Genomic DNA, 25,348 nt, shown 5'->3' on the forward strand with positions numbered 1-25,348 from the left:
ATTTTCCATTCAGCTTATTCAAAAACAAACAAGGCCCCTCGTCAACCAGAGGGACCTTGTTTTTGGGCTAATTCATTTATGCATTTTCAGATACCTTGTAGGCAGATTTAATCGTATGTTCGATGAGCGTCGCAATCGTTACAGGACCAACGCCGCCCGGTACAGGTGTAATTGATGAAGAAGGAATAAAACAAGCTTCGTAGTCCACATCACCGACGTTGCCTTTGTTATAACCTGCATCGATAACGACAGCACCGGATTTAATCCAGTCTCCTTTAACAAAGAGCGGTTTGCCCACAGCTGCAACTACGATATCTCCCAGCTTCACGATATTTTCCAAATTTGCTGTTTTGGAATGGCAGGTGGTCACCGTAGCATTCCGATTTAACAGCATCGCTGACACAGGCTTGCCCAGAATTGGACTTCTTCCGATAACGACCGCATGTTTACCCTCGATTTGAATATTGTAGAAATCCAAAATACGCATGATTGCCTGTGGTGTGCATGAAGGGAAATCCGCTTTTCCAAAAGCATTAAGTGCATAACCAAGGGTGGTTACTCCATCAACATCCTTCTCGATGCTGATGGTGTCAAAAGCTGCTCTTTCATCGATATGATTCGGGACCGGGTGCTGAAGTAAAATACCATGGACGGAAGGATTATCATTTAGTTTGTTAATCTCTTCTATCAATTCCTCCGTTGTCGTTTGTGCAGAAAGGACGACCTTGATCGAATGTACGCCTAAACGAGCACATGCATTTCCTTTCATGCGCACATATGTTGCTGATGAAGGGTCATCTCCGACCAAAATCGTGGCGAGACAAGGTTGGATGCCTTTTTTCTTAAGAATTGCAACCTTGGAGGCCATGTCTTCCTTCATAAAATCTGCTACCTTTTGTCCATTCAAAATCAGTTTGTCTGTACTCATTTCTCACATCGCCCTTTCAACATAAAAAAGAGGCAAGGAAATAAATATTCCTTACCTCGCCCAGGCGTACGGCTTATTGCAAACCATATGCTCCCTCACGGTTCACCGTGTTCGCCAGTTACATATGATCGTTTAGTTTAGATTGATCGTACTTGAAAAGAAAGAAATGTTCAATACTTTATGATGACTTTCACTTTATAAGAGATATGCTTTTACGGATTCAGTAATTCTTGGTTGATAACCATTATCACTCATGGTATATTGTTCACAGGTAAACAATTTAGTTTTAGATTTTTGTATATAATCTTTTATTAAAAGGGTATTTTTTGTTTACTACTAAATAAGGAGCGATAAAAGAATGGATTCAAAAGATCGAACAAAACAGTTACTGTATGACCAATTTATCCGGTTATTACATGTATACGAGAATCATAAGGATACGGAAATTGAACATTTTCTAAGTATCGCCCAGCGGGAAAGCATCGAGAAAATCCCTCAGCATTTGACCGCGGTTCATATGATAGATTGCATTGGCAAACATGAACCGATTAACAGCACGGGTATTGCCGAGGCGATGAATTTGTCTAAAGCAAGTATTACCAAGATCGGCAGCAAACTGCTGGAGGAAGGATTCGTCAAACGTACAAAAATGAATGACAACAAGAAGGAGAGCTATTTCAGATTGTCGCCGCAAGGCAAAAAGATCTTTGAACTGCATGAACGTCTGCATGTACTTGAAGCTGAACGATTCTATCGTTCATTGGACAAATATTCGGAACCGGAGCTGAAAATAATACATCAATTTCTTCAAGACAGCAGTATGGATATTGAATCCAGATAAATCGAAGGAGAGTGAAGCACTTGAGTCTGGCGGAATTGATCAGGGAACGCAGAAGTATTCGCAAATGTAATTCTACGCCGGTGGAACAGGAGTTGGTTGTTGAATTGCTGCGTAAGGCCACACGGCTTCAACCATTTGTTGAAGCTGGCTCATGGCGTGTTGTATATGCCGGAACTCCCGAAGCACGCAAACGGTTGGTGGACTGCATGCTGGAACAGATGTCGCAGAGCAAGCTCGGCAAGCTGATTCCGGGAAAACTGCTGGATGTTTTTAAAAAGAGATTTACCGATATTCCCGCCCACGTCATTGTTATGTCGAGTGTAGGACCGGATCGTCTGACCAATGACCGCAATTATGCAGCTGCATGCGAGATGATGCAGAGCTTTCAGCTGCTGGGCTGGGAACGAGGGTTAGGAATGCTGTGGGATACAGAGTCCATGATTCAGCATGAAGGGTTCTTCAAAGGAATTGGCTTACGTGAGCATGAGAGATTTGTTGGTATTCTTCATATAGGATACTACGACAAAGTGCCAAGAAGTCGGAAGAGAACACCAGCTGAGGAGAAGTGGACCGTATTGCGAGGGCAGGCTACATAAAAGAGGAGGATAAAAATATGAAATTGTCAGATCTGGAAGGAGACATGGAGAGTCCGAGTGAGTTTTTGGATCGACCGGTATCACAGGAGCTAATCCTTGAATTGCTCAATCATGCCGTATGGGCGCCAAATGATGGACTCCGTGAGCCGTGGCGGTTTATCTTTGCCGATAACCACAATGGGGACATCATGCAGGGCTTACAGGAGTACGCTTCAGCGTATCTTCTGGTCGTGATGAAGGAAGAGGCGGATTACCATAAGAGGGAAGAGGACTTTGCAGCCGTCTGCTGTCTGATTCAAAATTTTCGCTTACTTGCCCATGAACAGGGCCTGGGTGTGCGCAGCACGTTGCATGACTGGATGTACGACCGGAGCCGTGCTGAAACGTTTGGCGTATTGGGCAATGAACGTATTGCTATGGTCCTGGAATTGGGATACGGCGTTGAACAGCCGGAGGGGAAAGCTGAGGTACTTGAACCTCAGCTTCAGTTCGAACTGCTGTAGAGGTGGAGATACAGGGAAGTGAATTCAAATCAATGAGGAACGACAGTGCCTTGACTGGGACTTGTCGTTCTTTTTTTAAGCGGGTACATACGACTAATCCAAAGATTCACTTCTTTCAAAAAGTTATATTCCATAGTGTGTTAAATCCCATGTTATATGAACTTATTTTGTCTATTAATTTGTAACCTGGATAAATCACCATCTAAATTTTTCAGATTCGGAAGGAATGCTGCGGCGCCCGAACAAAGCAAGGGAAGAAGACCCAAAGACAAGAATAGGATAGGCAGACCGTAGCGTTCTGCCACCGCTGCACCTGCCAAAGCACCTACAGGCTGCAGTCCTCCACCAATTAGGAAACGTATAGAGTTGACTCTACCTTGCAGAGGTCCAGGAACAAGCGTGCCATGCAAAGAAGAACTGAGAGAACCAAAGAAAGGTCCTGCAGCACCAGCGATACATAAGGCAACGAGTGCAAACGGGTAACTCGGGAATAGGCCCAGTAAGGCGTTAAAAAGCCCGATGATTGAAAGACTGCCCAGCATCACTGTCCGTCGTCTTTTGATTTCACCCAACCACGAGATGACTACTAATCCTACTAATGTGCCACATGCGGAAGCAGTGGTCAGTGTGCCCATAGCAGCGGCATCCCGATGTAACACTTCACGTACAAAAGGAATCATCATCGTCCAGATGGCCACAGAAGACATGTTACTGATCGCAACCATTCCCATAATCGAGAGCATGGCGGGGAAACTACGATAAAAGGAGAACCCTTCATGAATATCTCTGATATAAGCTTTAATGGAAAAGGAGTCCTTTGCTGCCGCTGGCTTCTGCATTGCGGGAAGACAGAGCAGTGTGGCGATGGCGGCGGTGTAACATACGGCGTTGATGCCAAGCGTCGGCAACGCTCCGGCGGCGGCAGTAAGCGCTCCGGCCAGGGCCGGCCCCAACAAGGCAGCTGCATTACGGCAGCCGTCGATTACCGCGAATGAACGCACCAGTTTGCGTTCACCTGATACTCCCGGAACAATAGCCATCGCTGTGGGCATGAATAGGGCAGAACACGCCCCGCTCAGCCCTGCGGCCAGAAAAAGATGCCATAATTGCAAGTGGCCCGCGAGTCCCAGACTCAGCGGTAATAAGAGAGCAAGTAATCTAACAGCAGCGAGCACTGCCATGAACCGGCCACGGTGTAACCGATCGGACAAAGGCGAGCCGATCAACCGAAAGGCTACTTCTAGAATCGTAAAGCTTAGTGCCATCGCACCCATGGCCATTTTAGATGCAGTTATTTCATAGACAAGCCATTCCATAGCCAGAAGACCAAATACGTCACCAAAAGAACTAAGAGTAACAGTAGCTAATAAACCATAATAACTGCGCTTAAGCATGAGAGCTCCTCCGTATGCGTGGGTTAAAGGGACCTGATGATCATTCTTCGATATAAGCTGAAATCTGTTCCGAAAGTTTGTTGAGGGCTTCCAGACGCAGGCTGTAAGAGGTCGTTTTTTGGTTGTAATGTACGATGACAAGCCCCGCTGCCCTCAAGGAAATCAGATGGTAGTGCACCGTACTTTTAGAAAGTTTAACCTCGCTAACGATCTCGGTGAAGGTTAATTGTCTTCCGGCCAACAGACGAAGGATGTATAATCTGGTTTCGTCGGACAATGCTCGTGTTAGACGCAACAGCTTATGTTCAGGCCGACCCGCTGCTGGAGGGAGAATATCGGCAGAGTAACTGGTGAAAATCACTTCATCAAAGATTGCTGAGGTGACAAAGGGACGGGCATGATATTGAGGGATTAGAATCACTTGTTTGAGCAGAGGGGTGGGATAAAGACGCATACCCTCCGTAGCCTCCTCATAGACCTCTAGGTCATTGGTTCCGTTTAGAGTGGACCGTCTGGTTTCAGCTTCTAAGGCAAGACCTTCAACAATCGCCGAATCGATTTGACTGAAATAGTGGGCATCCCATTCACGCAGCGCTTCGGATGTCCGACTGCGCAGTTCCGGGAGATTGGAGGGAACGGACAACTTCACGTTAGCAGCGATGTCATACAGCTGGCCTGTAGACAGATCTTCAAGCCACTCCAAAAAACCACTCACTGAGCGTTCTCCAGGACAACTCCAAATATAAGGCGCAAGGCTGAAATCGCCTACAAGCTTTATCGTCTCCCGCATTTGTTGGAGTTTGGCAGGTGCGAATCGATCCTGCACTTCTCGAACCCACAGTTTTCCAGCATCCAGAGCATTATGATTCTGTTTGCTCATGAAAACCGTCAGGCTACTTACACATTCATAAATGGGTGCGAAATCAACTTTCACTTTGTAGTTCATAGCTCGAAATTTCTCCTCGTCTTTATTGTTCTATATTTATAGAACAACTAATTTGTTTTATTGTATACGAACAATTATGGGTTTGCAACAAAAATGTCCAATGATTTTTACTGATTCTCTTCAACGAAAAAAGACGTTCCAAGGATGGGAGCACCTGAAGAAACGTCTTTAGGATTTATTCTGAGAGTAAAATGAGCAGACCTGTTTTAAAATAACCGATTAATACTCTCCAAAAGAGTATATTGTAACGTTAACCTTGTATGATTCCAGCTATCTGATCTTTCACATGTACATCACTCATTCCCCCGTGATAACAAACCACGGTTGTAAGGTCAAGATCTGCATACTTTCTCAATGATAGCTGTGCTGCATTCATATCTGGTGTGGTCGGGGCATGAATCCCCCCTAGTTTTCCGTTTACACTGTACATCGAATCCCCCGCAATAAGAGTTTTGCTTTCCTTCAAGTAAAGACTGATATGACCTGGTGTATGTCCAGGGGTATGGATGATCCGAATTCCGCCGCAAAACGACAGTTCCTGACCATCTATTAGGGTATCGTGCACTGTGCCCTTTGGAGGATTGTCCAAATGACCATCTTTCAAGAGAGGCAGCTCCCCCTGAATATACGGTTTATCCAATTCGTGTGCATATACTGTAAGTTCGCTGCCACACGCCTGCAAAATTTCAGGAAGATTCCCTATATGATCGACATCCTGATGGGTCAATATCACCGCAGTTAATTTGTCTAACGGGACGCCAGCTTTTCCCATTGCCGCACGTAATTCCTCGAATTGACCTGGAAAACCAGTGTCTATTAGAATATTCATTTCTTGGTCCTTTAAAAGAATGGGGTGGATCACATTCCCATGATAGTCCAGATGGAGCATTTCGACTCCCTTTGAAATTTCCATAATATTAGTCCTCCGTAGAAAGAAATAGTATCTCTTTGTAAACGAATCAACTTCGTAAAAAGATACGGAATAGAAAAAGGGGAAGGGAGGATATAACTTCTAAAAAAAGTTTTAAAATGATATTTTGAGATATAGACAGTTTCTTCAAAAATAATATTAATGGTAATATAAAAAAGGAGGGAATATCATTTAGCTTACACAGCTGGTACAGAAATGTTGGAGGTGCAGGATCTATAATGAAGAAATTAAGCTTGGCAACACTATTATTCTTAACGAGTTACGTATTATTCTCATCAAATTCAACGGAAGCTTCAACAACAGTTAAAACAGCTGTACATACCTATAAAGGTCAACCGTATGTACAAATTAGTGGTGGAAATGCAACAGTTATAAAAAAAATAAATGATACTTTAAAGGAACATACAGTAAAAGTAGCGAATGACAACAAGGCTCTCCAACAGAATAATAGCGCAGCTTGGAACAAAACGAGCGTGAAAACAACTTACAATAATAATAAAATATTATCTGTAGCTTACACAGATGGACTCAATTACAGCGATGACAATATAGGAACATATGTATCCATTATTTATAATTTTGATCTTGCAACAGGTGACCGAATTACATTATACGATGTAGTAGATTCTGATCAAAAAAAGGCCAATCTTGTGTCTATTTTATCTCATAACCTTCAGCTCAAGTATAATAAGGGAATTAAAATTTATGAAAAGAGCATATATGATATTCCCATAAGCTCTTCCACACCATTTTATTACTACGATAATGGTATAGTTATTCGATTTTATCCCTCTCAAGTTGCAGAATTGTCAGAGGGATTTATAGACATAAAGGTTCCATTCTCACAGTTAAATGAAGAAATAAATAGATTGGATCCTCTTAGCACTTATTTAGATTATCTCCAAAACAATGTGACTGATTTTGTTGATACTGAGATGGAATACTTTGATGGATACAGTATAAGGAATAGTTATCAACTCTTAAATGGTGAAATATGGATGCAAGTAGAGCCGAATTTTTTTAGCCTACAATCATTGTATCCGAAAGTACGTATATATAAAGATAAAACACGCTATTATATGTGGGTTGAGGGTACAGATGACGCAGTAGAAGTTGAGAGGATTAGAAATTTCTAAGCATAGCATTTATTTCTAAGCCGCCCTTCTGGGCGGCTTTTTGCATATTTTTTTCTTGTAGGTACAAGTCGATTTTTAGAAGGGGAGCAGACATAATCTAAACATATTAGAGATTAATCTTTAGTTTGCCAGGTTTTTATGTAACCGCTATCATTCTATAATTTAGTCAGAAAGGAGGTAAAAGTAAAAAAGATCAAATGGCAAACTGATACACATCACAGAGAATCAAACTAATCGTAGTTTTTTAGTGAAAATACAATCATATCAGGAGGTAGAGTATGTTCAAATTTGGTAAAAAAATGTTGACGGTCGTTCTGGCAGCTTCCATGAGTTTTGGGGTATTTGCGGCAACTTCAAGTGCGGCGACAGATTATTGGCAAAATTGGACCGATGGCGGCGGTACAGTTAATGCTGTTAATGGATCAGGCGGTAATTACAGTGTGACATGGCAAAATACAGGGAATTTTGTGGTGGGTAAAGGGTGGAATGTCGGATCTCCAAACCGGACAGTTAACTATAATGCAGGCGTGTTTGCACCATCTGGCAATGGGTATTTGACCCTCTACGGATGGACGAGAAATTCACTTATCGAATATTACGTTGTGGACAGCTGGGGTACGTATCGACCAACGGGAAGTTATAAAGGTACTGTGAACAGTGATGGTGGCACGTATGATATTTATACGACGATGCGGTACAATGCACCTTCCATTGATGGCACACAAACCTTTGCCCAGTACTGGAGTGTAAGGCAGTCGAAGAGACCGACAGGTGTCAACTCTGCAATCACATTCAGCAACCATGTGAACGCCTGGGCAAGCAAAGGAATGAATCTGGGCAGCAGCTGGTCTTATCAGGTATTAGCGACAGAAGGATATCAAAGCAGCGGAAGTTCAAACGTGACGGTGTGGTAATCCATCCAAGTTAAGCACTTTTTATGATGTCAAACAGGATGTAATACATCATCAATCCGGATGCGTTAAGGCCGTTTCTCGTCAGATAAACGGCTTTCGACGTTGCCGGATGCGAATGGAAAAAATCATTCATATTATTTTCCCATTAGCTTAAAGGAGATCGTTCAATGAGAAAGCTATTAATGTTATTTTTAATAGCAACAATGATAGTGATCAGCGCGTGCTCGCAGGATAAACCCGAACCAAAGGATAACCTTGTATTCGTGGAAGGCGGGACGTTTAAGAACAGCAAATCCAATTTCGCCGGGAGAGGTGTGACCCTGTCGAATTTTTATATTGGTAAATATGAGGTAACTCAAAAAGAATGGGAAGATGTCATGGGGAACAACCCCTCCGGATTCCAAGGAGACCAGCTGCCAGTGGAGATGGTGAGTTGGTATGACGTGGTAGAGTACTGCAATCAAAGAAGTATTCAAGAAGGCTTGAAGCCGCATTACAATATAGATAAAAATACCAAGGACCTGAATAATAAGAATGATAACGATAATTTGAAATGGACAGTAACGATTAATGAGGGAACTAACGGTTACCGACTGCCTACAGAAGCGGAATGGGAATATGCCGCAAGCGGAGGTCAGGAGAGCAAGAATTACACATACAGTGGGAGTAATAATGCCGACGAAGTCGCATGGTATTGGAAGAACGCCGGAGACAAAATCTTAAGCGGAGATTGGAACTGGCCTGCCATAGAGAGCAACAAAAATAAAACAAAAACGATAGGTACCCAGAAACCCAACGAGCTTGGAATCTATGATATGTCTGGCAATGTAAGAGAATGGTGCTGGGACTGGTACAGCGACTCTGAGAACCAAACTGCTTCCTTTCGGGTGGTGAAGGGCGGGGGCTGGATCGGCGGTGTTAACAATAACGAAATCGCTTTTCGAGGAAAATTCGATGCAAATGGTTATGGTCCCGATCAGGGTTTTCGTGTTGTTCGCGGAGAATAGCCGAAACGTCGTAAGTGCCCGAACCATTTAAGCAGGCCCATATGCTGCAAAGTAATTCGTTGAACATAAAGAGATGCACCACGCTAATCTAGATTAGCCGGGGCATCTCTTTTTGAGATACTTGTAATTCTTTTTAAAGCAGTGGTTGATCATGAATCACCGGCTTTACTAATATGCATTGTCGTACAATCCGAACCTCTATTATGCAGGATCAAAAAGTATCCTACGATACAAAAATGATCGGATCATACAAAAAAGTGCGTACTACTCAACGATCAGAGAACCTGATAATCTAACAATCAAACGGCAAGCTGAACTGTCGTTCAATATATAATCACTGATGGGGTGAAGAAAATGCCAGAATATCAATTTCATTTGAAAGAAAAACGTATCGCATGGGGAAACACAATAGATGTAGAGTCTCTCATTGGCACGCATCCACAAGACTCGATTAGACCAGGCGAAAATTCAGCACTGGATTGGAAATTGCCAGAAGGCATATATAGAGCAAAAGAGGTCGTCATAGAGCTGGATAAACTGCTTGAGGCCATACTTGTTCAGCTTGGCGAACCGATAAACGGCGATCCTTCGGTGTTGTTGGATAGCCTTGAGGCTAATTTGGCGATCTCCGGTGATGGGTCATCGCTACCACTTGGGCCTTTGGCTTTAAAGGATAAGCCGGGTGTTGAAATTACGGCACAAGCGGCACGCATTGGTGAACAATTGGTTCTGTGGGCACGAGAGATTAATTCCGAAAAAAGAGCTCTCGCACAATATGGACGGGAAGTCCTGGGAGAGCTGGAGTTTAGAAGTCATTGCTATGGTCATACCCTGATCCCGGAAGCTATTGCTCAGGTTTGGGGACCCATTGGGGGACCAAGAGTTATGCAGCTATATAATGAATACCTGCACCAATTTGTACTGCTGCGGGATGCATTACTTCCCTTTGCCAATTGGGAACAAGTACCGTTTGAAGTCAAGGAACATACGCAATATAAAGGACTACGTTTTGTGGAGCCTGCCCGTAAGGTCTTTTTAACTCAATTGCTCGGGAAGGAATTAACTCACAAGGCGATTATTCAGTATGCACAGAGTGTGCTTAGCTCGGGTTTGACCTCTGCTGGTTATGGCTTTCAATATCCTTTGGGGACCGTATTTCCAGCTGGCTTGGGGGAGTCGGCTGGTAAGGCTGCGCGTTATCTTCTGAAGTGGCATCCGGTACAAACCATTCAGGCAGAAGATACACAAGATATAGTGTCCATCTCATTCGAATACGAGTATGACGATTATTATGCGGCACCCCGCAACGAAGCAGGAACGGGTATTCCGGGTAGCAAGGACCTACTTCACATTTCTGAAGAGCACAGTGATCTTCCATCCATCGCACGGTTGCTGCCGAATACAGATTCAGACCGAACAACCATTCGTTTCAGTCTGGAGAGGGGAGGTTGCTTATTTACAGTAGATCTCGGCCAACTCTTTAGAGGCCATCGATTTTCATATCGGCCAGATGGGAACATTAATTCCATGAGTGCTATGATGAAGCGAACATCAACCAGTTTTCATCGGGTAGAGGACATACTGTCGCATTCTGGATTGGTGACAAATACGGATGAGGGAATCCATTTCATTCCGACGGGCAGAAATGAACTTGTGCAATGGGCTTTGTTAGGCAAGTTGTATCCTGAAAATGTGGTGTTGTTGGAAAAAGGTGATGAAGAGGAGCTGGAAGCAGCTTTTGTTTCCGGGAAAGGATATGGAACACAATTCATGGTGTTGTAATTCTTTAAACACTTATGATAGATGATCGGACGGCGGCAGCGTATTCAAATAGAGCTGCTGCCGTCCAATCACGACAATTTTAATTTGCGTTAACGATCTCACGGGGAGAGTCATCATTGTCGCAGAATACTTCGTCGGGAAATTTCTCGATATAGGTTGTGCCAAACTTGCACAACATCTGAAGCATGGGGGCCAGTTCCTCGCCCAGATCGGACAAATAATATTCTACTTTTGGTGGTGCAACCGGGTAGACCTTGCGAATAATCAAACCATCGGTTTCAAGCATTCTGAGCTGCATCGTGATCATGCGTTGGGTAGCGTCAGGAAGAAGTCGCTGCAGCTCATTAAACCGAAGGGGACCTTTGGTTAAGTGATTGAGTATAGAAATTTTCCATTTTCCGCTAAGTAAGCCCATAACAATTTCCGAGGTGCAGCGATAGGTCTTATTTCTAAAGTTAATCATCCTCCAACACATCTCTTTCACTTTGATTTTTTACTCCCCACTCACATAAGTCTTCCAGAACGGGCAATAACGTTTCCGCCTTAAGTGTCAGACTGTATTCCACTTTAGGAGGGACTTGAGGATACTCTTTCCGTTCGACCATACCATCTGCTTCCAATTCTTTTAGTTGTGAACTCAATGTTTTGAACGTAATCGCTCCAATCTGTCTTTTCAGTTCATTAAAGCGTACCGGTTGGTTTTCAGCCAAAAGATAAATAATGACCATCTTCCATTTGCCGCCAATAACAGACAGTGTGTAGCCAAAAGGGGTGTCTTGAATATGTTTTACCTTACCTTGAAATTCAGCCATACTCATATTAGTGCTATCCTTTCAGGTAGTACCTATCATAATAGTGCGTACTACTTTTTGATTTGCGTTCAGTTTATACTAACCTTACTTTGAAGTAAAGGAGAGAGAACATGAATCAAAAAACAATACGCCTGTTAATGCCGCAATGGCAAGGAGGAAATAATCCCAACTACTCTTTTGGAGCGGAACTGCTTGCCTGGCTTGCTCCGGATAATGATCAACCGTTGATTCAAGTTCCTGTACAAGCATATGAGGGAACTCCACTGGAGAACGAAAATGGTGTAAATGGTAGAAAACAGTTAATGGAGCAATTGGAAGCAGCCCAGCAGATCATTCAAGCACACAAGCCTGACCGTATCGTCATGTTTGGTGGAGACTGCTTGGTCGAACAAGCCCCATTTGCCTATTTGAACGAACGGTATAATGGAGAATTAGGCTTGATTTGGATTGATGCGCACAGTGATCTGGTTGGTTACGCGGGTTATGATAACGCCCATTCATTACCCCTTGGTAATCTATTGGGAGAAGGAGATGAGGAGTTTGCAAAACATGTAAAAATTCCTCTAAAACCTGAAAATGTATTTATCGCGGGGTTAGCAACGCCTACGGAACAAGAAAGCAAAGTAATTTCAGAAGCATTTCAAAGATTAGGGATCACTACGGCAGAATCGGATACAGAAATGATTCAAAGGTTGGGCATCAGAACAGCAGGAACCGAAGAACTTGCGTACAGCACTGAGTCTATACAAGAGTGGATTAAGGAAAGCGGCATTAAACAACTGGCGATCCACCTTGATCTGGACGTGCTTGATCCCAGAGCATTTCGTTCATTATTATTCGCCAATCCTGAGGAGCCTTACATTTTTTCTCCTGCTGGTACCATGCGTTTTCCGCAGCTTCTTCATTTGATAAAAGAGTTGTCCGAGCAAGCAGATGTCGTTGGGCTGGGTATAACCGAGCATATGCCATGGGACGCAATAAACTTAAAGAATCTACTTGAAGAAATACCTATTTTGAACCAATAAAATAATAATCATCAGCTACCAAATTCCTAGAACCATGTAATGATTCAAATAAAAAAACAAATGAATCAAATAAATGAATCAAACAAATGAATCAAATAAATGAATCAAACCCAAAGAGCCGTATTTTTCAATACGGCTCTAGTCAATATATGTTTGTTTAAGAATGTACAACCATATTCATAAGTGTATCTGTCAACTTTTGTTTTCCATTTTCCGTTGCAGCAGTTAGCGGCAGTCGCAGTTGAGCAGTTGAAATAAGTTGTTGCTGAGCGAGCCACCATTTGATCAAAGCTGGAGCAGGTTCTGTAAAAACGTGATCGATTAGCGGTTCCAATTGCTTAAAGCTGTCTCTTGACCCAAGGATATCACCCGAAGCAAAGCGTTGATATACCTCAACGAACCGTTGGGTGTGTATACTCGCAGAAGCCATCATGCCTCCTGCAGCACCTTGGCAGAGCATGGCATGGAAATAAGCATCCTCGCCGCAAAGCACAGGTTTCATCTCATATTGAGATAGAGCCAACAACAGATCCAAACCGCCAGAACTATCCTTTAGCCCAATAACCCCATCCAGATCCATAACTTTTCGTACCGTATCCAATGTCATCCGACTGCCGGTTCGAGCCGGGATCTCATACACCAGGATCGGCAATCCTGTGCGGGAAACACTGGAAAAATGCGCTAGAATTCCTTCTTGCGTTGGTCTGTTGTAATAGGGAGTGACCACCAGAGCCGCATCAGCCCCTAATTCCGCAGCCATTTCGGTCCGTTGAATGGTGGAATAGGTATCATTTGTTCCTGTCCCCACGACGACGGGAACCGTTTTGTTCAAGCTGGTCAGAATCTCCTTCGTTGCCTGAACCATTTGCTTGACTTCATCCCATGAGACGGTAGGAGATTCTCCTGTCGTGCCGTTCACGACCAATCCCTGAATGTCATGGTTGGCAAGGTGGGTAATATACTTTCGATACGAATCAATATCCAGCTTGTTGTCATTTGTAAAAGGTGCAATTACAGGTATATAAATCCCATGAATTTGTTGTTCGTTCATCATTATCTGCTACCCCTTCACGTTATATTGAAACTAATGTATCATAGGAACCAACATCACAGTTATCTATAACAAATGATAGTTGTCATCAATATTTTCGATGAGGTGAGCAAGCTGGATCTAATCTATCTTCAAACGTTCAGAGAAGTCGCAATTCGCGAAAGCTTCACCAGAGCAGCAGAGGTGCTGGGTTATGCACAATCCAGCGTTACTACGCAAATTCAGAAGCTGGAAAAAGCATATGAAGTCAAACTGTTTGAACGCTATAGCAATAACAAAATTCGTCTGACTTCGGCCGGGGAAGAGCTGTTCAAGCTCGCCGGACAGATGTTGGAACTGTACGAACAATCCAAGGAAAAAATGGCGAAGCAGGGTGGAGGCTCCTTGACGATTGGTACGATGGATTCTATCGCTTCTTACTTTTTACCTCCATATATGCAAGACACACGTAAGGAATACCCGGATCTCAACATACGACTGCATACGAATCGTGAGGGGTTAATTTTGCACCAGGTTAGGGAGGGCGAAGCCGACATTGGGCTTATTCTCGCAGACGATTCGAGCGATCCAGCTTTGCAATGGATCACCATTCGCAAGGAACCGCTATTGCTGATTGTCCATCCGCAACATCCGCTTATCGACAAAGAGCAGGTTGAGTTGAATGATCTAATGGATATGGAGTGGATCATGCCTGAAGATACTTGCAATTACAGACAGCTGCTGGAAAGAGTGCTTCGGGCAAATTCAATCCCCTATCGAATCGGGTTGGAACTTGGTAATCCGGAAGCGATCAAAAGAAGTATTAAGGCAGGAGAAGGCATTTCTATTCTGCCGCAAATGGCTGTAATGGAGGAAATTGAGCGAGGGGAATTAAGGGCCTTGCCTCTTGAACATGAAGACCTGCAACTCGAAATTCAACTCGTTCTACACCCAAAGAAGTGGGTGTCCAACGCACTCCAGTATTTTATGGAAAGTTTGAAAAACTAAAGCACCGAAGGTGTTAGATGATTAGGTAATAAATTTGTACACATAAGGAGATAAAACTATGGCAGAAAACAAATTATTAAGAATGGACAATATTGGCATCGTTGTAGAATCCCTTGATGACTCGATCTCTTTCTTCGAGGAGATTGGCTTGAAGCTCGAAGGGCGAGCTACTGTCGAGGGTGAATGGGCTGGTCGCGTAACCGGGCTGGGTTCACAGTGTGTAGAGATTGCTATGATGGTTACCCCCGATGGCCACAGCCGACTTGAACTTTCACGATTTCTCACCCCATCTACTATATCTGATCATCGAACCGCTCCTGTCAATGCCCTCGGTTATCTACGCGTCATGTTCACCGTTGAAGACATTGACGAATTGGTATCCAGACTCGCGAAGCATGGCGCTCAGCTCGTTGGCGAAGTGGTTCAGTACGAGAACTCGTATCGGCTCTGCTACATTCGTGGAAATGAAGGACATCTAATCGGTTTGGCGGAACAACTCAGTAAAAATAAGTGACGTTTAAAAGAAGAGTTAGCTGAAATATACATTGCTAGAGGCGACCCTCGGTCCCGGAAACAAGGGGGATCTTTTATTTGGGTTTAACCATAAGGCACTATAACAAGCTGCGAAAAAAATAAGTAGGTATCACGAAAAGCTTAGGCTTCTGCTCCAGAAACCTAAGCTTTTTGTTTGTAATGCTCAAGTTTAAATGCTTCATTCAACGTTCCTGACACTGATATAACAAAATCATTTTTAGGTACACAATGTTTGATCAAATTCTGTCGTGTATAGAATCAATCGAAAAGACTTCCATTCTGTTCGAATAGAAGTCCTGAATTTTCCTCAGAAGTAAAAATTCTCCCGCTTTGAACCGTTCACCGTACCAGAAAGAACCTGACCGATTTTGCTTACAGCTTGACCCAGGCTACCAGCCCATCGGGTTGATCCGGATTAATACCTTGTCGTTCGGCACTGGCCAAAGCGGCGATTTGCGAGATGAAAATGAAAGGGATGCCCCGCACTGCTGTATGAAGTGGATGACTTGTTATGATCTCAAGGTCGATGAATTCATGCGGAGTGCCCGTCGCCCGATCGGCAAACGTAATAATGGTCGCTCCACGCTCCTTGATATCCCTCAACAGATTGCGCTGATGCTCCATACCGCTGTCCGATAAGGCGGCGATCACTAACGTATCCGAACCCACGGTGACCATCGGCCCGTGCCGCACGTCAAGAAGGTGGTATGCGTGGGCTTGCGTCTTGGCAATTTCGGTCAGAGCGATGGCGCCCTCGGCTGCCATCCCTTGCAGTTCACCGTCTGCAAGCAGGACTGCGTTCGTCCAATTGAAGTCGGAGACGCGGCGAATGCTGTCCTCTACACGTGTCATGTAGGCTTCACCTTGATGAATCGCTTCCTGCATATCGATAATCAGTTCCTCATCACCAGCCAGAAAAGCGGCAAGAAGGAGATTGGCTGCATAGAGATTGGTTACTGTGCGGGTCTGGCAAACGCTATGGTCAAAAGCCCAGGGCAGTTCCAGCGGGAAATCGGCGCTTTTGGATAACGGCGAGTCCATTACACAAGAAATCGTTAATAAAGGAATAGGTTGATCGGACTGGAGTAAACGCATTGCTTCAACGACCTCACTGGTGCTGCCCGATCGTGACGGCGCTATGATCAAGCTGCCTTCCAGCATGGGACGATAGCGCTCTGCATGGAGCATGAGATCACCAGCGGCAAGTGACATCGCAGGCAGGCCAGCACGCAAACGGAAAGAAAAAGCGGCCGCTTCGCTTAAGCAGTAACTGGACCCGGCCCCAACAAAGGTTACAGAGGTTATTGCTTGAGCCTGGACAAAGGCTGTAAATTCCGTGCGCTTGGCCAGTAAATAGTTGTAAGTCTGCTGCAAGGCCTTATATTGTTCTTTTACTTCACGATACGTCAAACTCATTAAATTACCTCCCGGGAATGATATTGATGGATAACTTCAGTTTGTGATCTTTTCGATCAAATATATAGTAAAATGATTATGATAATCATAATTATGCCGTTATATCCGTATAAATTGCAATAGTTTTCCAAAATAATGATTGATTTAATCAAATAAAAAGATTATTATGATCACAAGCTAGAAATTATTAAATGTTTTCCAATTTCATCTGACCCGTGAAGGGAGGTGCAGCATCGTTCAAATCGTCGCGATATAACCTGATAGGGATGCCAGTTGAATCTTAGAAACAGGGAGCGACGAAACCTTTGTAAGGGGGAATGGATATGCCATTGATCTCGTCCACTGAAATGCTGCAAACAGCTCGCAGGGACCAATACGCCATCGCTGCATTTAACGTTCATACCCTGGAGATGCTTCAGGCTGTCGTTGAAGCGGCTGTAGAAACCGAATCACCGCTGATTGTTCAAACCACGGTGGGCACAGTCAACCACCTGGGTCCGGATTACATTGCCCATGCGGCTAAAACCGCAGCGGACTTGACGGATATCCCCATCGCACTTCATTTGGATCACTGCACTGATTTTCCGACAATTATCCGATGCATACGAGCAGGTTATACCTCCGTTATGATCGATGCTTCGATGTACCCTTTTGAAGAAAACGTGGACCTAACCCGTAAAGTAATGGAGGTTGCCCAGGCATCTGGCGTGAACGTGGAGGCGGAGCTTGGCAAGGTCGGCGGCGTTGAGGACGATATTGTCGTCGAGGAACAGCATGCTTCCCTAGCAGATCCAGAAGATTGCGTGCAGTTTGTTGAACGTACACGCGTAACTACCCTCGCTCCAGCAATCGGTACCGCACACGGTATTTATAAGGGACAGCCGAACATAGATTTTGAACGAATTGAAACCATTGCGAATCGAGTATCGGTTCCTTTGGTGCTGCACGGTGGTTCGGGCATTCCAGCTGAACAGATTCATCGGGCGGTTGCACTGGGGATGTCCAAGGTAAACATAGCCACAGAGCTGCGTATTGCTTTTTCCGAAGCCATCAAGGATGTGTTTTTAATTCATCCGGAAGAGAATGACCCACGCAAATACATGGCTCCTGCAAAGGAAGCAGTTAAACGTCTTGCCATGGAGAAAATACGGTTATGCGGAAGCACTGGCAAAGCTGGCGTCATGCGATGATTACCACAGTCACGCTGCATGCGGCAATTGACCGGACGTTGTACGTTGACAAGTTTGGCGTAGGCCAAGTGCATCGGGTGACAAGGCAGGTTAACGAGCCGGGCGGCAAAGGCAATAATGTAGCCAAGGTGATCCGGCAGCTCGGTGGTCAAGTCACGGCCACAGGCATTATTGCCGGTGATAACGGCGTATTTATTGAGCGCAGTCTGACGGAACGGGGGATACGCACTTCGTTTATCCAATCACCGGGAGACTCGCGAGTCTGCCTTAACATTGTGGACGATTCCAGTGGCAGCTCTACCGAGCTGCTTGGGCAGGGTCCAACCATGTCAGAAGCCGAAGTTGAAGCCATCAAGAAACAAGTACAGGAGCTTGCCACCCAGTCCAGTGCAGTTGTTATGTCTGGAAGTTTACCCCCAGGTGCACCAAGCACCATGTACGCAGAACTGATTCGCTTGGTCCGTTCAGCAGGTGCGCGAGCCTTTCTCGATACAGGCGGAACTGCTTTCAGCGTTGGGCTGAGTGCATCGCCCCATTTCGTGAAGCCGAATGAACAGGAGCTGGCCGAATGGTTGGGGAAGAAGCCGAGAGATGTAAGCGAATGGAGCCGTGCAGCGTACATGCTGTTGGATCAAGGAATTGATGAGGTGTGCATAACACTCGGCAGTAACGGGGTTCTGGCTGTTCTGAACGGAGCAGCATATATGGTGAAGCCGCCATCGATCCAGCCCGTAAACACGGTAGGTTGCGGGGATGCCTTTGTTGCCGGCATGGCATATGCGGGAGAGCGCGGCGATTCGACCGAGTCCAGACTGCGTACGGCTGTCGCGGCAGCTGCTGCGAATGCAATGTCTTCTAAAGCAGGGAACATCGACTACGTTCTTTTTGAACAGTACGAACATCAGGTGCAGATTATACCTTTATGAAGGCAGCAGGTTAAGAAAATCAGCATCATATCCCTCATGAATAACCGCCAGGAAGATGCTTTTCTAATGGGCTGCAGTTCACGTCGGCATATTGCAATCCATCCTTTCATCCTACACAATAGAGCTAGCACGGGCTGAAGTTAACGGATATCATGCAGGCCCAGACATATTAAAGGAGAGACTTATGCAATATTCAAAGGGTGAACTGCGCAGAGCACAAACATTGGAACTGATTAAATCGCATGGAAAAATATCGCTGCAAGAGATTGTCCAGACGGTTGGCTGCTCGGAAGCAACCGCAAGACGGGATTTGGACGCACTTGAAAAAGCGGGCGAGATTATTCGAACAAATGGGGGAGCCATATATGAAGGAGGCCTGACGTCGGCGGTATCGGAGCTGCCTTTTGCAGCAAAACGCGATTTCCGACGGATGGATAAGGAACGGATTGCGGCCACGGCGGCAGCCCTTGTTAAAGAGGGAGACATTATCTGTCTGACGGGAGGTACAACGACGTTCTTTATTGCCAAAGCACTCAAAAAGCACCGTAATATTACGATTGTCACCAACGCGGTCAATATTGCTTATGAATTGGCTGATGCCGAAGATATTCAGGTCGTCGTGATTGGCGGCGTTATGCGGTCTAAAAGCTACGAGTTGTGCGGTCCGCTGGCGGAAAGCGTAATCGACAAAATTAACATTACTAAAATGTTTCTCGGGGTGGACGGAGTAACGCAGAATTTCGGCTTTACGATGCATTCCGAGCTTGAAGCTCGTATTGCCCAATTAACAATGGAACGTTCCAGCGAGGTTTATGCTGTATTCGATCAAAGCAAGATTGAGAAAAGTGCTTTGTTTACGATTGCTCCCTTAACTCAGGTGACAGGAGTGATTACGAATAAACAGCCGGAGGGATGGTTTGAGCAGGCGTGCCGGGAGCATCAGATTGCGATACATACAACTACAGACTATATTGCTTCTATATAAATATGTTTAATGCTCAAACGCCCTTCCCTTCATATGCTGGCTAATTTGCAGGACAAGGGAGGATATGCGGATGCATTTTTCCAAGTTTATGCTGATCCTTGCGATGGTTTGTGTTGTATTCGCTGAAGCGGGCTGTTCCAGCTTACCCTCTTCCGGCGGGGAACCATCCGCAGATCCGCAAGGCAAAGTGAGACTGGTTTTTTGGAGTCACCAGGAAGACGCCATTGTGGGCGCATACAAGAAGTTAATATCCAAATACCAGACCTTACACCCCGATATAACGATCGAGTATCAGACCTTTCCATATGATGTATACAGCCAGAAGCTGAAAGCCTCATTCTCCGCGAAGAAACCGCCCGATATTGCCGAATTTTTCGGCACCTGGGTGCCCGAATATTCCAAGAACGATCTGCTTGTCGAAATCCCTGATAGTGAAAATGTAAAAAAAGCGTACTATGATGCCCCTTTGGGGGGATATTTGCGAGATAACAAGCTATACGGTCTGCCACTTGAATACAACATTGAGAACGGCGGCATGCTGATTCACCCGCAAATGCTCAAAGACCAAGGCCTTGATCACGCACCGTCCAACTGGTCAGAGCTTGTGGATTACGCCAAAAAAATGACTGTTCGCGAGAACAATGTCATCAAAGTCAAAGGCTTCGATTTTGTATCGGCAGACAATATTACGTTTACTTTCTTGTCCCTTATTTTACAGCAAGGCGCAAGTTTTATGGGAGAAGACGGACATGTTAATTTTCACTCGCCTGAGGCTAAGAAAGCGATGTCCACTTTGGTCTCGCTCGTAGCCGATGACAAAGTTGCGGATTTAACCACGTTTGGCAGTGAGCTGGATACCTCTGACTATTTTTTTCAGGGGAAATCTGCAATGACCTATCGCGGTCCTTGGACGATTGCTGCGGGACAGAACAACTATAAGGTTGATGATTTTGAATACGTTTCCGTGCCTTCCTTTACGGAAAATCCACCCGTTTTTGCTGCCGAATCCGGTTGGGGGCTTGCGGTGTCCAAGAAAAGCAAACAGCAGGAGGCTGCGCTTGATTTCATCCAATTCATCTCGGAGAAGGACAACCTCTCGACATGGAATACGGATACCTCTACCGTTCCAGCCAAAAAAGAAATTGCCGAAAACCCGGAATTTCTGAAGAACAATCCTCATCTAAAGCCCTCGCTGGACATATTGGGGTTAGGTCAATGGATCGGCCCTATAGCAGACCGGGATTTCTTTTTCAAGCAGGTTAACGACAATTTCCAACTGATGGCCAGTGGGCAGCAGAATGTCCAGGACGGGTTAGCGAACACCGAACAGACAATCAATGATAATCAGGATCAACATAAGTGATAGGGGTGCTGGGGTATGAGTACTGCTATATCTACCAACAAGGCGGACAAGGTTAACCCAGCGGTAAAGTCAACAGCTTACAGGGCAAAACGAAGGTTCATCATCATCTCACTCGTACCGATCTTGCTTCTGTTCGGGGTGTTTGCTTTCCTTCCCATCGCATGGAGCCTGGGCTTATCCGCATTCAAGTATGATCCGCTCAGCTCAAACGCCATATTCGTGGGAGCGGAGAACTACATTCGTATGTTCCAGGACTCCATCTTTCTGAAGTCACTGTGGGTAACCTTCAAATTTGTATTTATTGCTGTATTGATCAACATTGTCATTACGCTGTTGATTGCTTCAGCGATTCAGCGAGTACGTATTCCGTGGCTTAAAAATGGTTTTCGGACCGTATTCTTTCTTCCCACGATCGCTCCGCTGGCGGGTACGGCTATCGTATGGAATACGATGTTCAATTACAATGACGGCCTGTTCAACATGGTGCTCGCCAAGCTGAATATGGCTCCAATCCAGTGGCTAAGTGATCCGCATTATGCGCTTTATTCCGTCATTATGATGACATTGTGGGCTGATATTGGTTATAATATCGTTCTTTTTATTGCCGGACTGGACTCCATCCCGGATATGTACTATGAAGCAGCGATATTGGAAGGGGCTGGCCGCTGGCATGTCTTTCTTCACATCACACTGCCTTTGCTGCGCAGAACGCTGCTTTTTGTTTCCATCACGACAGTCGTTTCCTATTTTCAAGCCTTCCCGCAATTCCAGATTATGACCAAGGGCGGACCCTTCAACGAAACAAGAGTGTTGTCATTGCAAATTTATGAACAGGCATTCTCCAGCTCCAACATGGGGTACGCATCTGCTATGGCAACCGTGTTTCTAATGATCATCCTGCTTGTGACGCTGCTGCAACTCCGAGGGGGGCGCACGCAATGGGAATATTGAGAGTAGAGGGGAGAAGAAGCTCATGCCGCGTAAATTCGGCCTGTGGGAAGGGTTTACTATCGCAGTTCTTGCCGTTATAGCTTGTGTTATGCTTTTGCCTTATGTCTGGATGGTGCTGTCATCGCTGAAAAGTAACATGGATATCGTCTCGGGTTCCGGCGGTTTTTTTCCAAGTAAGCCGAGCCTGGACGGATACCGAACGGTTTTTAGCGAGGCGCCTTTTGTCACGTGGCTGCTGAACAGCCTGGTGACTTCCGTCATTATAACGGTGATTACCTTGTTTACCAGTGCTCTGGCCGGATATGTATTTGCCAAGCATCAGTTCAAAGGCAAGAAACTGCTGTTCATTCTGATCCTGGCAACCATGATGATTCCCTTTCAGGTTATTATGATTCCAACGTATCTGATCACCGCTGAGCTTGGACTGGTCAACCATTTGCTGGCGATCATTTTGCCCAATCTGGTCAGCTCCTACGGTGTATTTCTGGCGAAACAATTCATAGAAGAGATTCCACAGGAGCTGCTGGAGGCAGCAAGGATGGACGGTTCTGGTGAATTCAGGCTGATGCTTCGCATCGTAATGCCGCTTATTATGCCGATGCTGTCAGCTTTGGGGATATTCACGTTTATGAACTCATGGAATAACTACCTGTGGCCACTGATTGTATTAAATGATGAGAGCAAAATGACTGTTCCGCTGGCATTGGTCTACTTTAACGGAACGCACCAGGTCAATTACAACGTCGTCATGTCCGCTGCGGTACTGATTACAATACCGGTTATTATAATGTTCCTGATCTTCCAGAAGCAATTTATTAAAGGCCTAGCTATGACGGGCATGAAATAACGGGTGAGGAGAAGAGTTATGACTAAAATCTCAATTATCGGAGCAGGCAGTGCATTTACGCGCGAGATTGCTATGGATATCCTGCTGATTGAAGGCTTGGAGGGTGGCACGATTGCCCTGGTTGATATTGACGAGCGGCGGCTTGAGTTGGCACGCAGGCTGGTACTTCAGATCGTGGAACGGACAAGGAAGACCTGGGAAGTGATTGCCTCTACTGATCGTAGAGAGGTCATCGGCGGTTCACAATTCGTGATTAACCAAATTGAAGTAGGCGGGCTGGAGACGGTTCGTTATGAATATGAAATTCCGCTAAAATACGGGGTAAAGCAGTGCATTGGCGATACGCTGGGACCCGGAGGACTGTTCAAGACACTCCGCACCCTTCCCAGCTGGATGGAGATCGTGCGGGACATTGAAGCGCTCTGCCCAGACTGCATCATTCTGAACTATACCAATCCGATGTCGGCGGTTACACTCCTGACTTCCCGCATTACGGATATTCCGGTGGTGGGACTATGCCACTCCATCCAGAACACGTCGGCACAACTGGCCGAATATGCCGGAGTTCCATATGAAGAAATGTCATGGAAGGCCGGAGGTATTAACCACATGTCCTGGTTCGTGGAGCTGTCGCACTCGGGGAGGGATCTGTATCCTGTTCTATTGGAGAAAATCCAAAATCCCGAACTGCTTCGGCAGGACCCCGTCCGCTTTGATGCCATGAAGTACCTCGGTGCCTTCGTCTCGGAATCGAGCGGCCATTTCTCGGAATATATCCCGTATTACCGCAAACGCCAATCGCTTATCGACCAGCACTGCAGCACAGGTTATAACGGAGCCACGGGATTCTATGCTGACAACTGGCCGATCTGGCGGAGAGAGAATGATGAGCAGATCGTTTCACAGCTTGAGGGAAAGGAACCGATTGAACTCAAATCAAGCAATGAATATGCAGCCATTATTATCGAAGCAGTAACGAAGAATGAGCCGAAAGTCATTTATGGTAACGTTCCTAATCGGGGCTTGATTGAAAATCTGCAGGCTGACGGTGTGGTGGAAGTGGCCTGCCTCGTTGATGGGAAAGGCGTTCAGCCTTGCCGCTTTGGAAGACTCCCCGAGCATTTGGCCGCATTATGCCGCTCGAACATGGCTTTTTTTGACCTGGCTGTGGAAGCAGTACGGAGGAGTGACTGGGAAATGGCACGCCGTGCACTGATGCTGGACCCGCTAACTGCTGCCGTATGCTCCCTGGAGGAGATCGGAAGCATGTTCGATGAACTGTATGAGGCGGAACAGGGATTTGTTCCGGTGTTGAAATGATGCAAAGACAGCAAACAAGTCCCGTTGTTGTTATCGCTGGCGAGCTAAATGTAGACGTCATTGTATCCGGAATAGATGTGATGCCGGAATGGAATCGGGAGAAAATGGTCGATGGCTTCGAGATCGTACTTGGTTCCTCTTCAGCAATTACGGCCTGTGCGCTGGCAAGCCTGGGAGCGGATGTGAGATTCGTCAGCGTAGTGGGGGATGACGATTTCGGCAAATTCTGTATAGTTGAGCTGCAGCGTATGGGTGTGAATACAGAGCATGTAACGCGATTGTCTGGCATCAAGACAGGGGTAACCCTCTCGCTCTCCACACCTGACGACCGAGGGTTGTTAACATACGCTGGCAGCATCCCGTTGTTGAAACCGGATTATATTCCAGAGTCGCTTTTGCAGCAGGCCACACATCTTCATTTTGGTTCCTATTATTTGCAGGATGGAATGAGACCTCATTGGCCAGAGCTCTTTACAAGATTGCGGGCAAATGGGATCAGCACGTCTTTTGATACCGGTTGGGATGTATCCAATCAATGGGACCGCGAGGGCATAAGTGCACTGCTGACGGTGACGGATTTGTTTATTCCCAGCGAGGATGAACTGCTGCATATTTTCCCTGATGATGGGGTAGCTCATGTGCTTGACTCCATGCTTCCTGCGGTGGCAGGGATTGTAGCGGTCAAACAGGGGTCAAAGGGTGCTACACTGCGCGAGCTGGACAAACATACAATATCGGCTGGGCCTTACACGTTAACCCCTGTCGATACGACAGGAGCAGGTGATTGTTTCAACGCAGGAATCATATATGGATACTTGCTCGGGATGCGGAGCGACGAACTGCTGCGATTTGCCAATGCTTGCGGGGCATTATCCACACTTGGCATTGGCGGAACAGGAAGCCTGCCCACGATGGAGGCTGTGCTTCTTTTGCAAAGCAGGGCATGAACAGTGAATCCTGATT

At 45.6% G+C, this 25,348-nt stretch carries 26 protein-coding genes and 1 riboswitch; of the genes, 18 read left to right on the forward strand and 8 right to left on the reverse strand.

The genetic code is table 11. The annotated features are described in order from the left end of the window. Positions 1-76: 76 nt before the first annotated feature. The gene (locus PPA03S_RS01670) at positions 77-928 is read right to left on the reverse strand and encodes a bifunctional 5,10-methylenetetrahydrofolate dehydrogenase/5,10-methenyltetrahydrofolate cyclohydrolase (RefSeq protein WP_062319156.1); all 852 of its coding nucleotides are present in this window, start codon (positions 926-928) and stop codon (positions 77-79) included. Positions 929-979: 51 nt separating this feature from the next. Continuing rightward, positions 980-1,060, reverse strand: a riboswitch (ZMP/ZTP riboswitch). 226 nt (positions 1,061-1,286) lie between these two features. Between PPA03S_RS01670 and PPA03S_RS01675 the strand changes: the two genes are divergently transcribed. Genes PPA03S_RS01675 through PPA03S_RS01685 form a run of 3 tightly spaced genes read left to right on the forward strand, consistent with a single transcriptional unit; the run spans position 1,287 to position 2,868 of the window. Continuing rightward, positions 1,287-1,769, forward strand: a complete 483-nt coding sequence (locus PPA03S_RS01675) for a MarR family transcriptional regulator (protein WP_062319157.1) — start codon at positions 1,287-1,289, stop codon at positions 1,767-1,769. Between the two features lie 11 nt (positions 1,770-1,780). Then, complete coding sequence (locus tag PPA03S_RS01680) at positions 1,781-2,365, forward strand: nitroreductase family protein (RefSeq protein ID WP_068963910.1); 585 nt, start codon at positions 1,781-1,783, stop codon at positions 2,363-2,365. Positions 2,366-2,382: 17 nt separating this feature from the next. After that, the gene (locus tag PPA03S_RS01685; protein ID WP_062319161.1) at positions 2,383-2,868 is read left to right on the forward strand and encodes a nitroreductase family protein; all 486 of its coding nucleotides are present in this window, start codon (positions 2,383-2,385) and stop codon (positions 2,866-2,868) included. 152 nt (positions 2,869-3,020) lie between these two features. Here the strand turns inward: PPA03S_RS01685 and PPA03S_RS01690 are convergent, their stop codons facing one another. The 3 genes from PPA03S_RS01690 to PPA03S_RS01700 all read right to left on the reverse strand — a co-directional run bounded on the left by PPA03S_RS01690 (position 3,021) and on the right by PPA03S_RS01700 (position 6,121). After that, positions 3,021-4,262 (reverse strand): MFS transporter, encoded by a 1,242-nt coding sequence (locus PPA03S_RS01690; protein WP_062319163.1) that lies wholly within the window; start codon positions 4,260-4,262, stop codon positions 3,021-3,023. 40 nt (positions 4,263-4,302) lie between these two features. Further along, positions 4,303-5,208, reverse strand: a complete 906-nt coding sequence (locus tag PPA03S_RS01695; RefSeq protein ID WP_062319165.1) for an ArsR/SmtB family transcription factor — start codon at positions 5,206-5,208, stop codon at positions 4,303-4,305. A 250-nt stretch (positions 5,209-5,458) separates the two neighbouring features. Continuing rightward, on the reverse strand, positions 5,459-6,121 hold the full coding sequence (locus PPA03S_RS01700) for an MBL fold metallo-hydrolase (protein WP_062319167.1): 663 nt from the start codon (positions 6,119-6,121) through the stop codon (positions 5,459-5,461). Positions 6,122-6,357: 236 nt separating this feature from the next. Here PPA03S_RS01700 and PPA03S_RS01705 point away from each other — a divergent pair, with 236 nt between their 5' ends. The 4 genes from PPA03S_RS01705 to PPA03S_RS01720 all read left to right on the forward strand — a co-directional run bounded on the left by PPA03S_RS01705 (position 6,358) and on the right by PPA03S_RS01720 (position 10,978). Beyond that, the gene (locus PPA03S_RS01705; RefSeq protein WP_062319169.1) at positions 6,358-7,275 is read left to right on the forward strand and encodes a hypothetical protein; all 918 of its coding nucleotides are present in this window, start codon (positions 6,358-6,360) and stop codon (positions 7,273-7,275) included. A gap of 278 nt (positions 7,276-7,553) precedes the next feature. Further along, a complete protein-coding gene (xynA, locus tag PPA03S_RS01710) occupies positions 7,554-8,189 on the forward strand; it encodes an endo-1,4-beta-xylanase XynA (RefSeq protein ID WP_062319171.1) in 636 nt (211 codons plus the stop codon). A gap of 167 nt (positions 8,190-8,356) precedes the next feature. Beyond that, positions 8,357-9,196, forward strand: coding sequence for a formylglycine-generating enzyme family protein (locus PPA03S_RS01715; protein WP_062319173.1), 840 nt, complete (start codon positions 8,357-8,359; stop codon positions 9,194-9,196). A 354-nt stretch (positions 9,197-9,550) separates the two neighbouring features. Continuing rightward, on the forward strand, positions 9,551-10,978 hold the full coding sequence (locus PPA03S_RS01720; protein ID WP_062319175.1) for a hypothetical protein: 1,428 nt from the start codon (positions 9,551-9,553) through the stop codon (positions 10,976-10,978). 79 nt (positions 10,979-11,057) lie between these two features. Here PPA03S_RS01720 and PPA03S_RS01725 read toward each other — a convergent pair whose 3' ends face one another. Beyond that, positions 11,058-11,441 carry a winged helix-turn-helix transcriptional regulator gene (locus PPA03S_RS01725; RefSeq protein ID WP_062319177.1) on the reverse strand — a complete coding sequence of 128 codons (384 nt, stop codon included), beginning with the start codon at positions 11,439-11,441 and terminating at the stop codon, positions 11,058-11,060. Beyond that, entirely contained in the window at positions 11,434-11,796 is a 363-nt protein-coding gene (locus PPA03S_RS01730; protein ID WP_062319179.1) for a winged helix-turn-helix transcriptional regulator, read from the reverse strand. The genes PPA03S_RS01725 and PPA03S_RS01730 overlap by 8 nt, the downstream gene beginning before the upstream one ends. Before the next feature lie 104 nt (positions 11,797-11,900). Between PPA03S_RS01730 and PPA03S_RS01735 the strand changes: the two genes are divergently transcribed. After that, positions 11,901-12,815, forward strand: a complete 915-nt coding sequence (locus PPA03S_RS01735) for an arginase family protein (RefSeq protein ID WP_062319181.1) — start codon at positions 11,901-11,903, stop codon at positions 12,813-12,815. Between the two features lie 157 nt (positions 12,816-12,972). On the opposite strand, the gene dapA is transcribed toward PPA03S_RS01735, so the two are convergent. After that, positions 12,973-13,869 (reverse strand): 4-hydroxy-tetrahydrodipicolinate synthase, encoded by an 897-nt coding sequence (gene dapA / locus PPA03S_RS01740; RefSeq protein ID WP_062319183.1) that lies wholly within the window; start codon positions 13,867-13,869, stop codon positions 12,973-12,975. Between the two features lie 111 nt (positions 13,870-13,980). Here dapA and PPA03S_RS01745 point away from each other — a divergent pair, with 111 nt between their 5' ends. After that, entirely contained in the window at positions 13,981-14,853 is an 873-nt protein-coding gene (locus PPA03S_RS01745) for a LysR family transcriptional regulator (protein ID WP_062319890.1), read from the forward strand. Positions 14,854-14,911: 58 nt separating this feature from the next. Further along, positions 14,912-15,367 carry a VOC family protein gene (locus PPA03S_RS01750; RefSeq protein ID WP_062319185.1) on the forward strand — a complete coding sequence of 152 codons (456 nt, stop codon included), beginning with the start codon at positions 14,912-14,914 and terminating at the stop codon, positions 15,365-15,367. Between the two features lie 392 nt (positions 15,368-15,759). Here the strand turns inward: PPA03S_RS01750 and PPA03S_RS01755 are convergent, their stop codons facing one another. Beyond that, positions 15,760-16,803, reverse strand: a complete 1,044-nt coding sequence (locus PPA03S_RS01755) for an SIS domain-containing protein (RefSeq protein ID WP_062319187.1) — start codon at positions 16,801-16,803, stop codon at positions 15,760-15,762. Between the two features lie 323 nt (positions 16,804-17,126). Between PPA03S_RS01755 and fba the strand changes: the two genes are divergently transcribed. The 8 genes from fba to PPA03S_RS01795 all read left to right on the forward strand — a co-directional run bounded on the left by fba (position 17,127) and on the right by PPA03S_RS01795 (position 25,332). Beyond that, a complete protein-coding gene (fba, locus tag PPA03S_RS01760; RefSeq protein ID WP_062319189.1) occupies positions 17,127-17,993 on the forward strand; it encodes a class II fructose-1,6-bisphosphate aldolase in 867 nt (288 codons plus the stop codon). Next, complete coding sequence (gene pfkB / locus PPA03S_RS01765; protein WP_062319191.1) at positions 17,957-18,919, forward strand: 1-phosphofructokinase; 963 nt, start codon at positions 17,957-17,959, stop codon at positions 18,917-18,919. The genes fba and pfkB overlap by 37 nt, the downstream gene beginning before the upstream one ends. Positions 18,920-19,103: 184 nt before the next feature. Continuing rightward, positions 19,104-19,904, forward strand: coding sequence for a DeoR/GlpR family DNA-binding transcription regulator (locus tag PPA03S_RS01770; RefSeq protein WP_062319193.1), 801 nt, complete (start codon positions 19,104-19,106; stop codon positions 19,902-19,904). 70 nt (positions 19,905-19,974) lie between these two features. Continuing rightward, entirely contained in the window at positions 19,975-21,267 is a 1,293-nt protein-coding gene (locus PPA03S_RS01775; protein ID WP_062319195.1) for an ABC transporter substrate-binding protein, read from the forward strand. Between the two features lie 15 nt (positions 21,268-21,282). Continuing rightward, positions 21,283-22,218: a carbohydrate ABC transporter permease gene (locus PPA03S_RS01780; protein WP_062319197.1), complete on the forward strand. Its 936-nt coding sequence runs from the start codon at positions 21,283-21,285 to the stop codon at positions 22,216-22,218. Between the two features lie 22 nt (positions 22,219-22,240). Next, positions 22,241-23,065, forward strand: coding sequence for a carbohydrate ABC transporter permease (locus PPA03S_RS01785; RefSeq protein ID WP_062319199.1), 825 nt, complete (start codon positions 22,241-22,243; stop codon positions 23,063-23,065). An 18-nt stretch (positions 23,066-23,083) separates the two neighbouring features. Continuing rightward, a complete protein-coding gene (melA, locus tag PPA03S_RS01790; RefSeq protein WP_062319201.1) occupies positions 23,084-24,385 on the forward strand; it encodes an alpha-galactosidase in 1,302 nt (433 codons plus the stop codon). After that, complete coding sequence (locus tag PPA03S_RS01795) at positions 24,382-25,332, forward strand: carbohydrate kinase family protein (RefSeq protein WP_062319203.1); 951 nt, start codon at positions 24,382-24,384, stop codon at positions 25,330-25,332. The genes melA and PPA03S_RS01795 overlap by 4 nt, the downstream gene beginning before the upstream one ends. The last annotated feature ends 16 nt before the right edge of the window (positions 25,333-25,348 follow it).

It is taken from the genome of Paenibacillus pabuli NBRC 13638, assembly GCF_001514495.1.
Classification (GTDB): domain Bacteria; phylum Bacillota; class Bacilli; order Paenibacillales; family Paenibacillaceae; genus Paenibacillus; species Paenibacillus pabuli.

Excerpts from the sequence above, each read along its gene's own strand:
- PPA03S_RS01670 (WP_062319156.1), bottom strand. The coding sequence starts at position 928 with ATGAGTACAGACAAACTGATTTTGAATGGACAAAAGGTAGCAGATTTT.
- PPA03S_RS01675 (WP_062319157.1), top strand. The coding sequence starts at position 1,287 with ATGGATTCAAAAGATCGAACAAAACAGTTACTGTATGACCAATTTATC.
- PPA03S_RS01685 (WP_062319161.1), top strand. The coding sequence starts at position 2,383 with ATGAAATTGTCAGATCTGGAAGGAGACATGGAGAGTCCGAGTGAGTTT.
- PPA03S_RS01690 (WP_062319163.1), bottom strand. The coding sequence starts at position 4,262 with ATGCTTAAGCGCAGTTATTATGGTTTATTAGCTACTGTTACTCTTAGT.
- PPA03S_RS01695 (WP_062319165.1), bottom strand. The coding sequence starts at position 5,208 with ATGAACTACAAAGTGAAAGTTGATTTCGCACCCATTTATGAATGTGTA.
- PPA03S_RS01700 (WP_062319167.1), bottom strand. The coding sequence starts at position 6,121 with ATGGAAATTTCAAAGGGAGTCGAAATGCTCCATCTGGACTATCATGGG.
- PPA03S_RS01705 (WP_062319169.1), top strand. The coding sequence starts at position 6,358 with ATGAAGAAATTAAGCTTGGCAACACTATTATTCTTAACGAGTTACGTA.
- xynA (WP_062319171.1), top strand. The coding sequence starts at position 7,554 with ATGTTCAAATTTGGTAAAAAAATGTTGACGGTCGTTCTGGCAGCTTCC.
- PPA03S_RS01715 (WP_062319173.1), top strand. The coding sequence starts at position 8,357 with ATGAGAAAGCTATTAATGTTATTTTTAATAGCAACAATGATAGTGATC.
- PPA03S_RS01720 (WP_062319175.1), top strand. The coding sequence starts at position 9,551 with ATGCCAGAATATCAATTTCATTTGAAAGAAAAACGTATCGCATGGGGA.
- PPA03S_RS01725 (WP_062319177.1), bottom strand. The coding sequence starts at position 11,441 with ATGATTAACTTTAGAAATAAGACCTATCGCTGCACCTCGGAAATTGTT.
- PPA03S_RS01730 (WP_062319179.1), bottom strand. The coding sequence starts at position 11,796 with ATGAGTATGGCTGAATTTCAAGGTAAGGTAAAACATATTCAAGACACC.
- PPA03S_RS01735 (WP_062319181.1), top strand. The coding sequence starts at position 11,901 with ATGAATCAAAAAACAATACGCCTGTTAATGCCGCAATGGCAAGGAGGA.
- dapA (WP_062319183.1), bottom strand. The coding sequence starts at position 13,869 with ATGATGAACGAACAACAAATTCATGGGATTTATATACCTGTAATTGCA.
- PPA03S_RS01750 (WP_062319185.1), top strand. The coding sequence starts at position 14,912 with ATGGCAGAAAACAAATTATTAAGAATGGACAATATTGGCATCGTTGTA.
- PPA03S_RS01755 (WP_062319187.1), bottom strand. The coding sequence starts at position 16,803 with ATGAGTTTGACGTATCGTGAAGTAAAAGAACAATATAAGGCCTTGCAG.
- fba (WP_062319189.1), top strand. The coding sequence starts at position 17,127 with ATGCCATTGATCTCGTCCACTGAAATGCTGCAAACAGCTCGCAGGGAC.
- pfkB (WP_062319191.1), top strand. The coding sequence starts at position 17,957 with ATGCGGAAGCACTGGCAAAGCTGGCGTCATGCGATGATTACCACAGTC.
- PPA03S_RS01770 (WP_062319193.1), top strand. The coding sequence starts at position 19,104 with ATGCAATATTCAAAGGGTGAACTGCGCAGAGCACAAACATTGGAACTG.
- PPA03S_RS01775 (WP_062319195.1), top strand. The coding sequence starts at position 19,975 with ATGCATTTTTCCAAGTTTATGCTGATCCTTGCGATGGTTTGTGTTGTA.
- PPA03S_RS01780 (WP_062319197.1), top strand. The coding sequence starts at position 21,283 with ATGAGTACTGCTATATCTACCAACAAGGCGGACAAGGTTAACCCAGCG.
- PPA03S_RS01785 (WP_062319199.1), top strand. The coding sequence starts at position 22,241 with ATGCCGCGTAAATTCGGCCTGTGGGAAGGGTTTACTATCGCAGTTCTT.
- melA (WP_062319201.1), top strand. The coding sequence starts at position 23,084 with ATGACTAAAATCTCAATTATCGGAGCAGGCAGTGCATTTACGCGCGAG.
- PPA03S_RS01795 (WP_062319203.1), top strand. The coding sequence starts at position 24,382 with ATGATGCAAAGACAGCAAACAAGTCCCGTTGTTGTTATCGCTGGCGAG.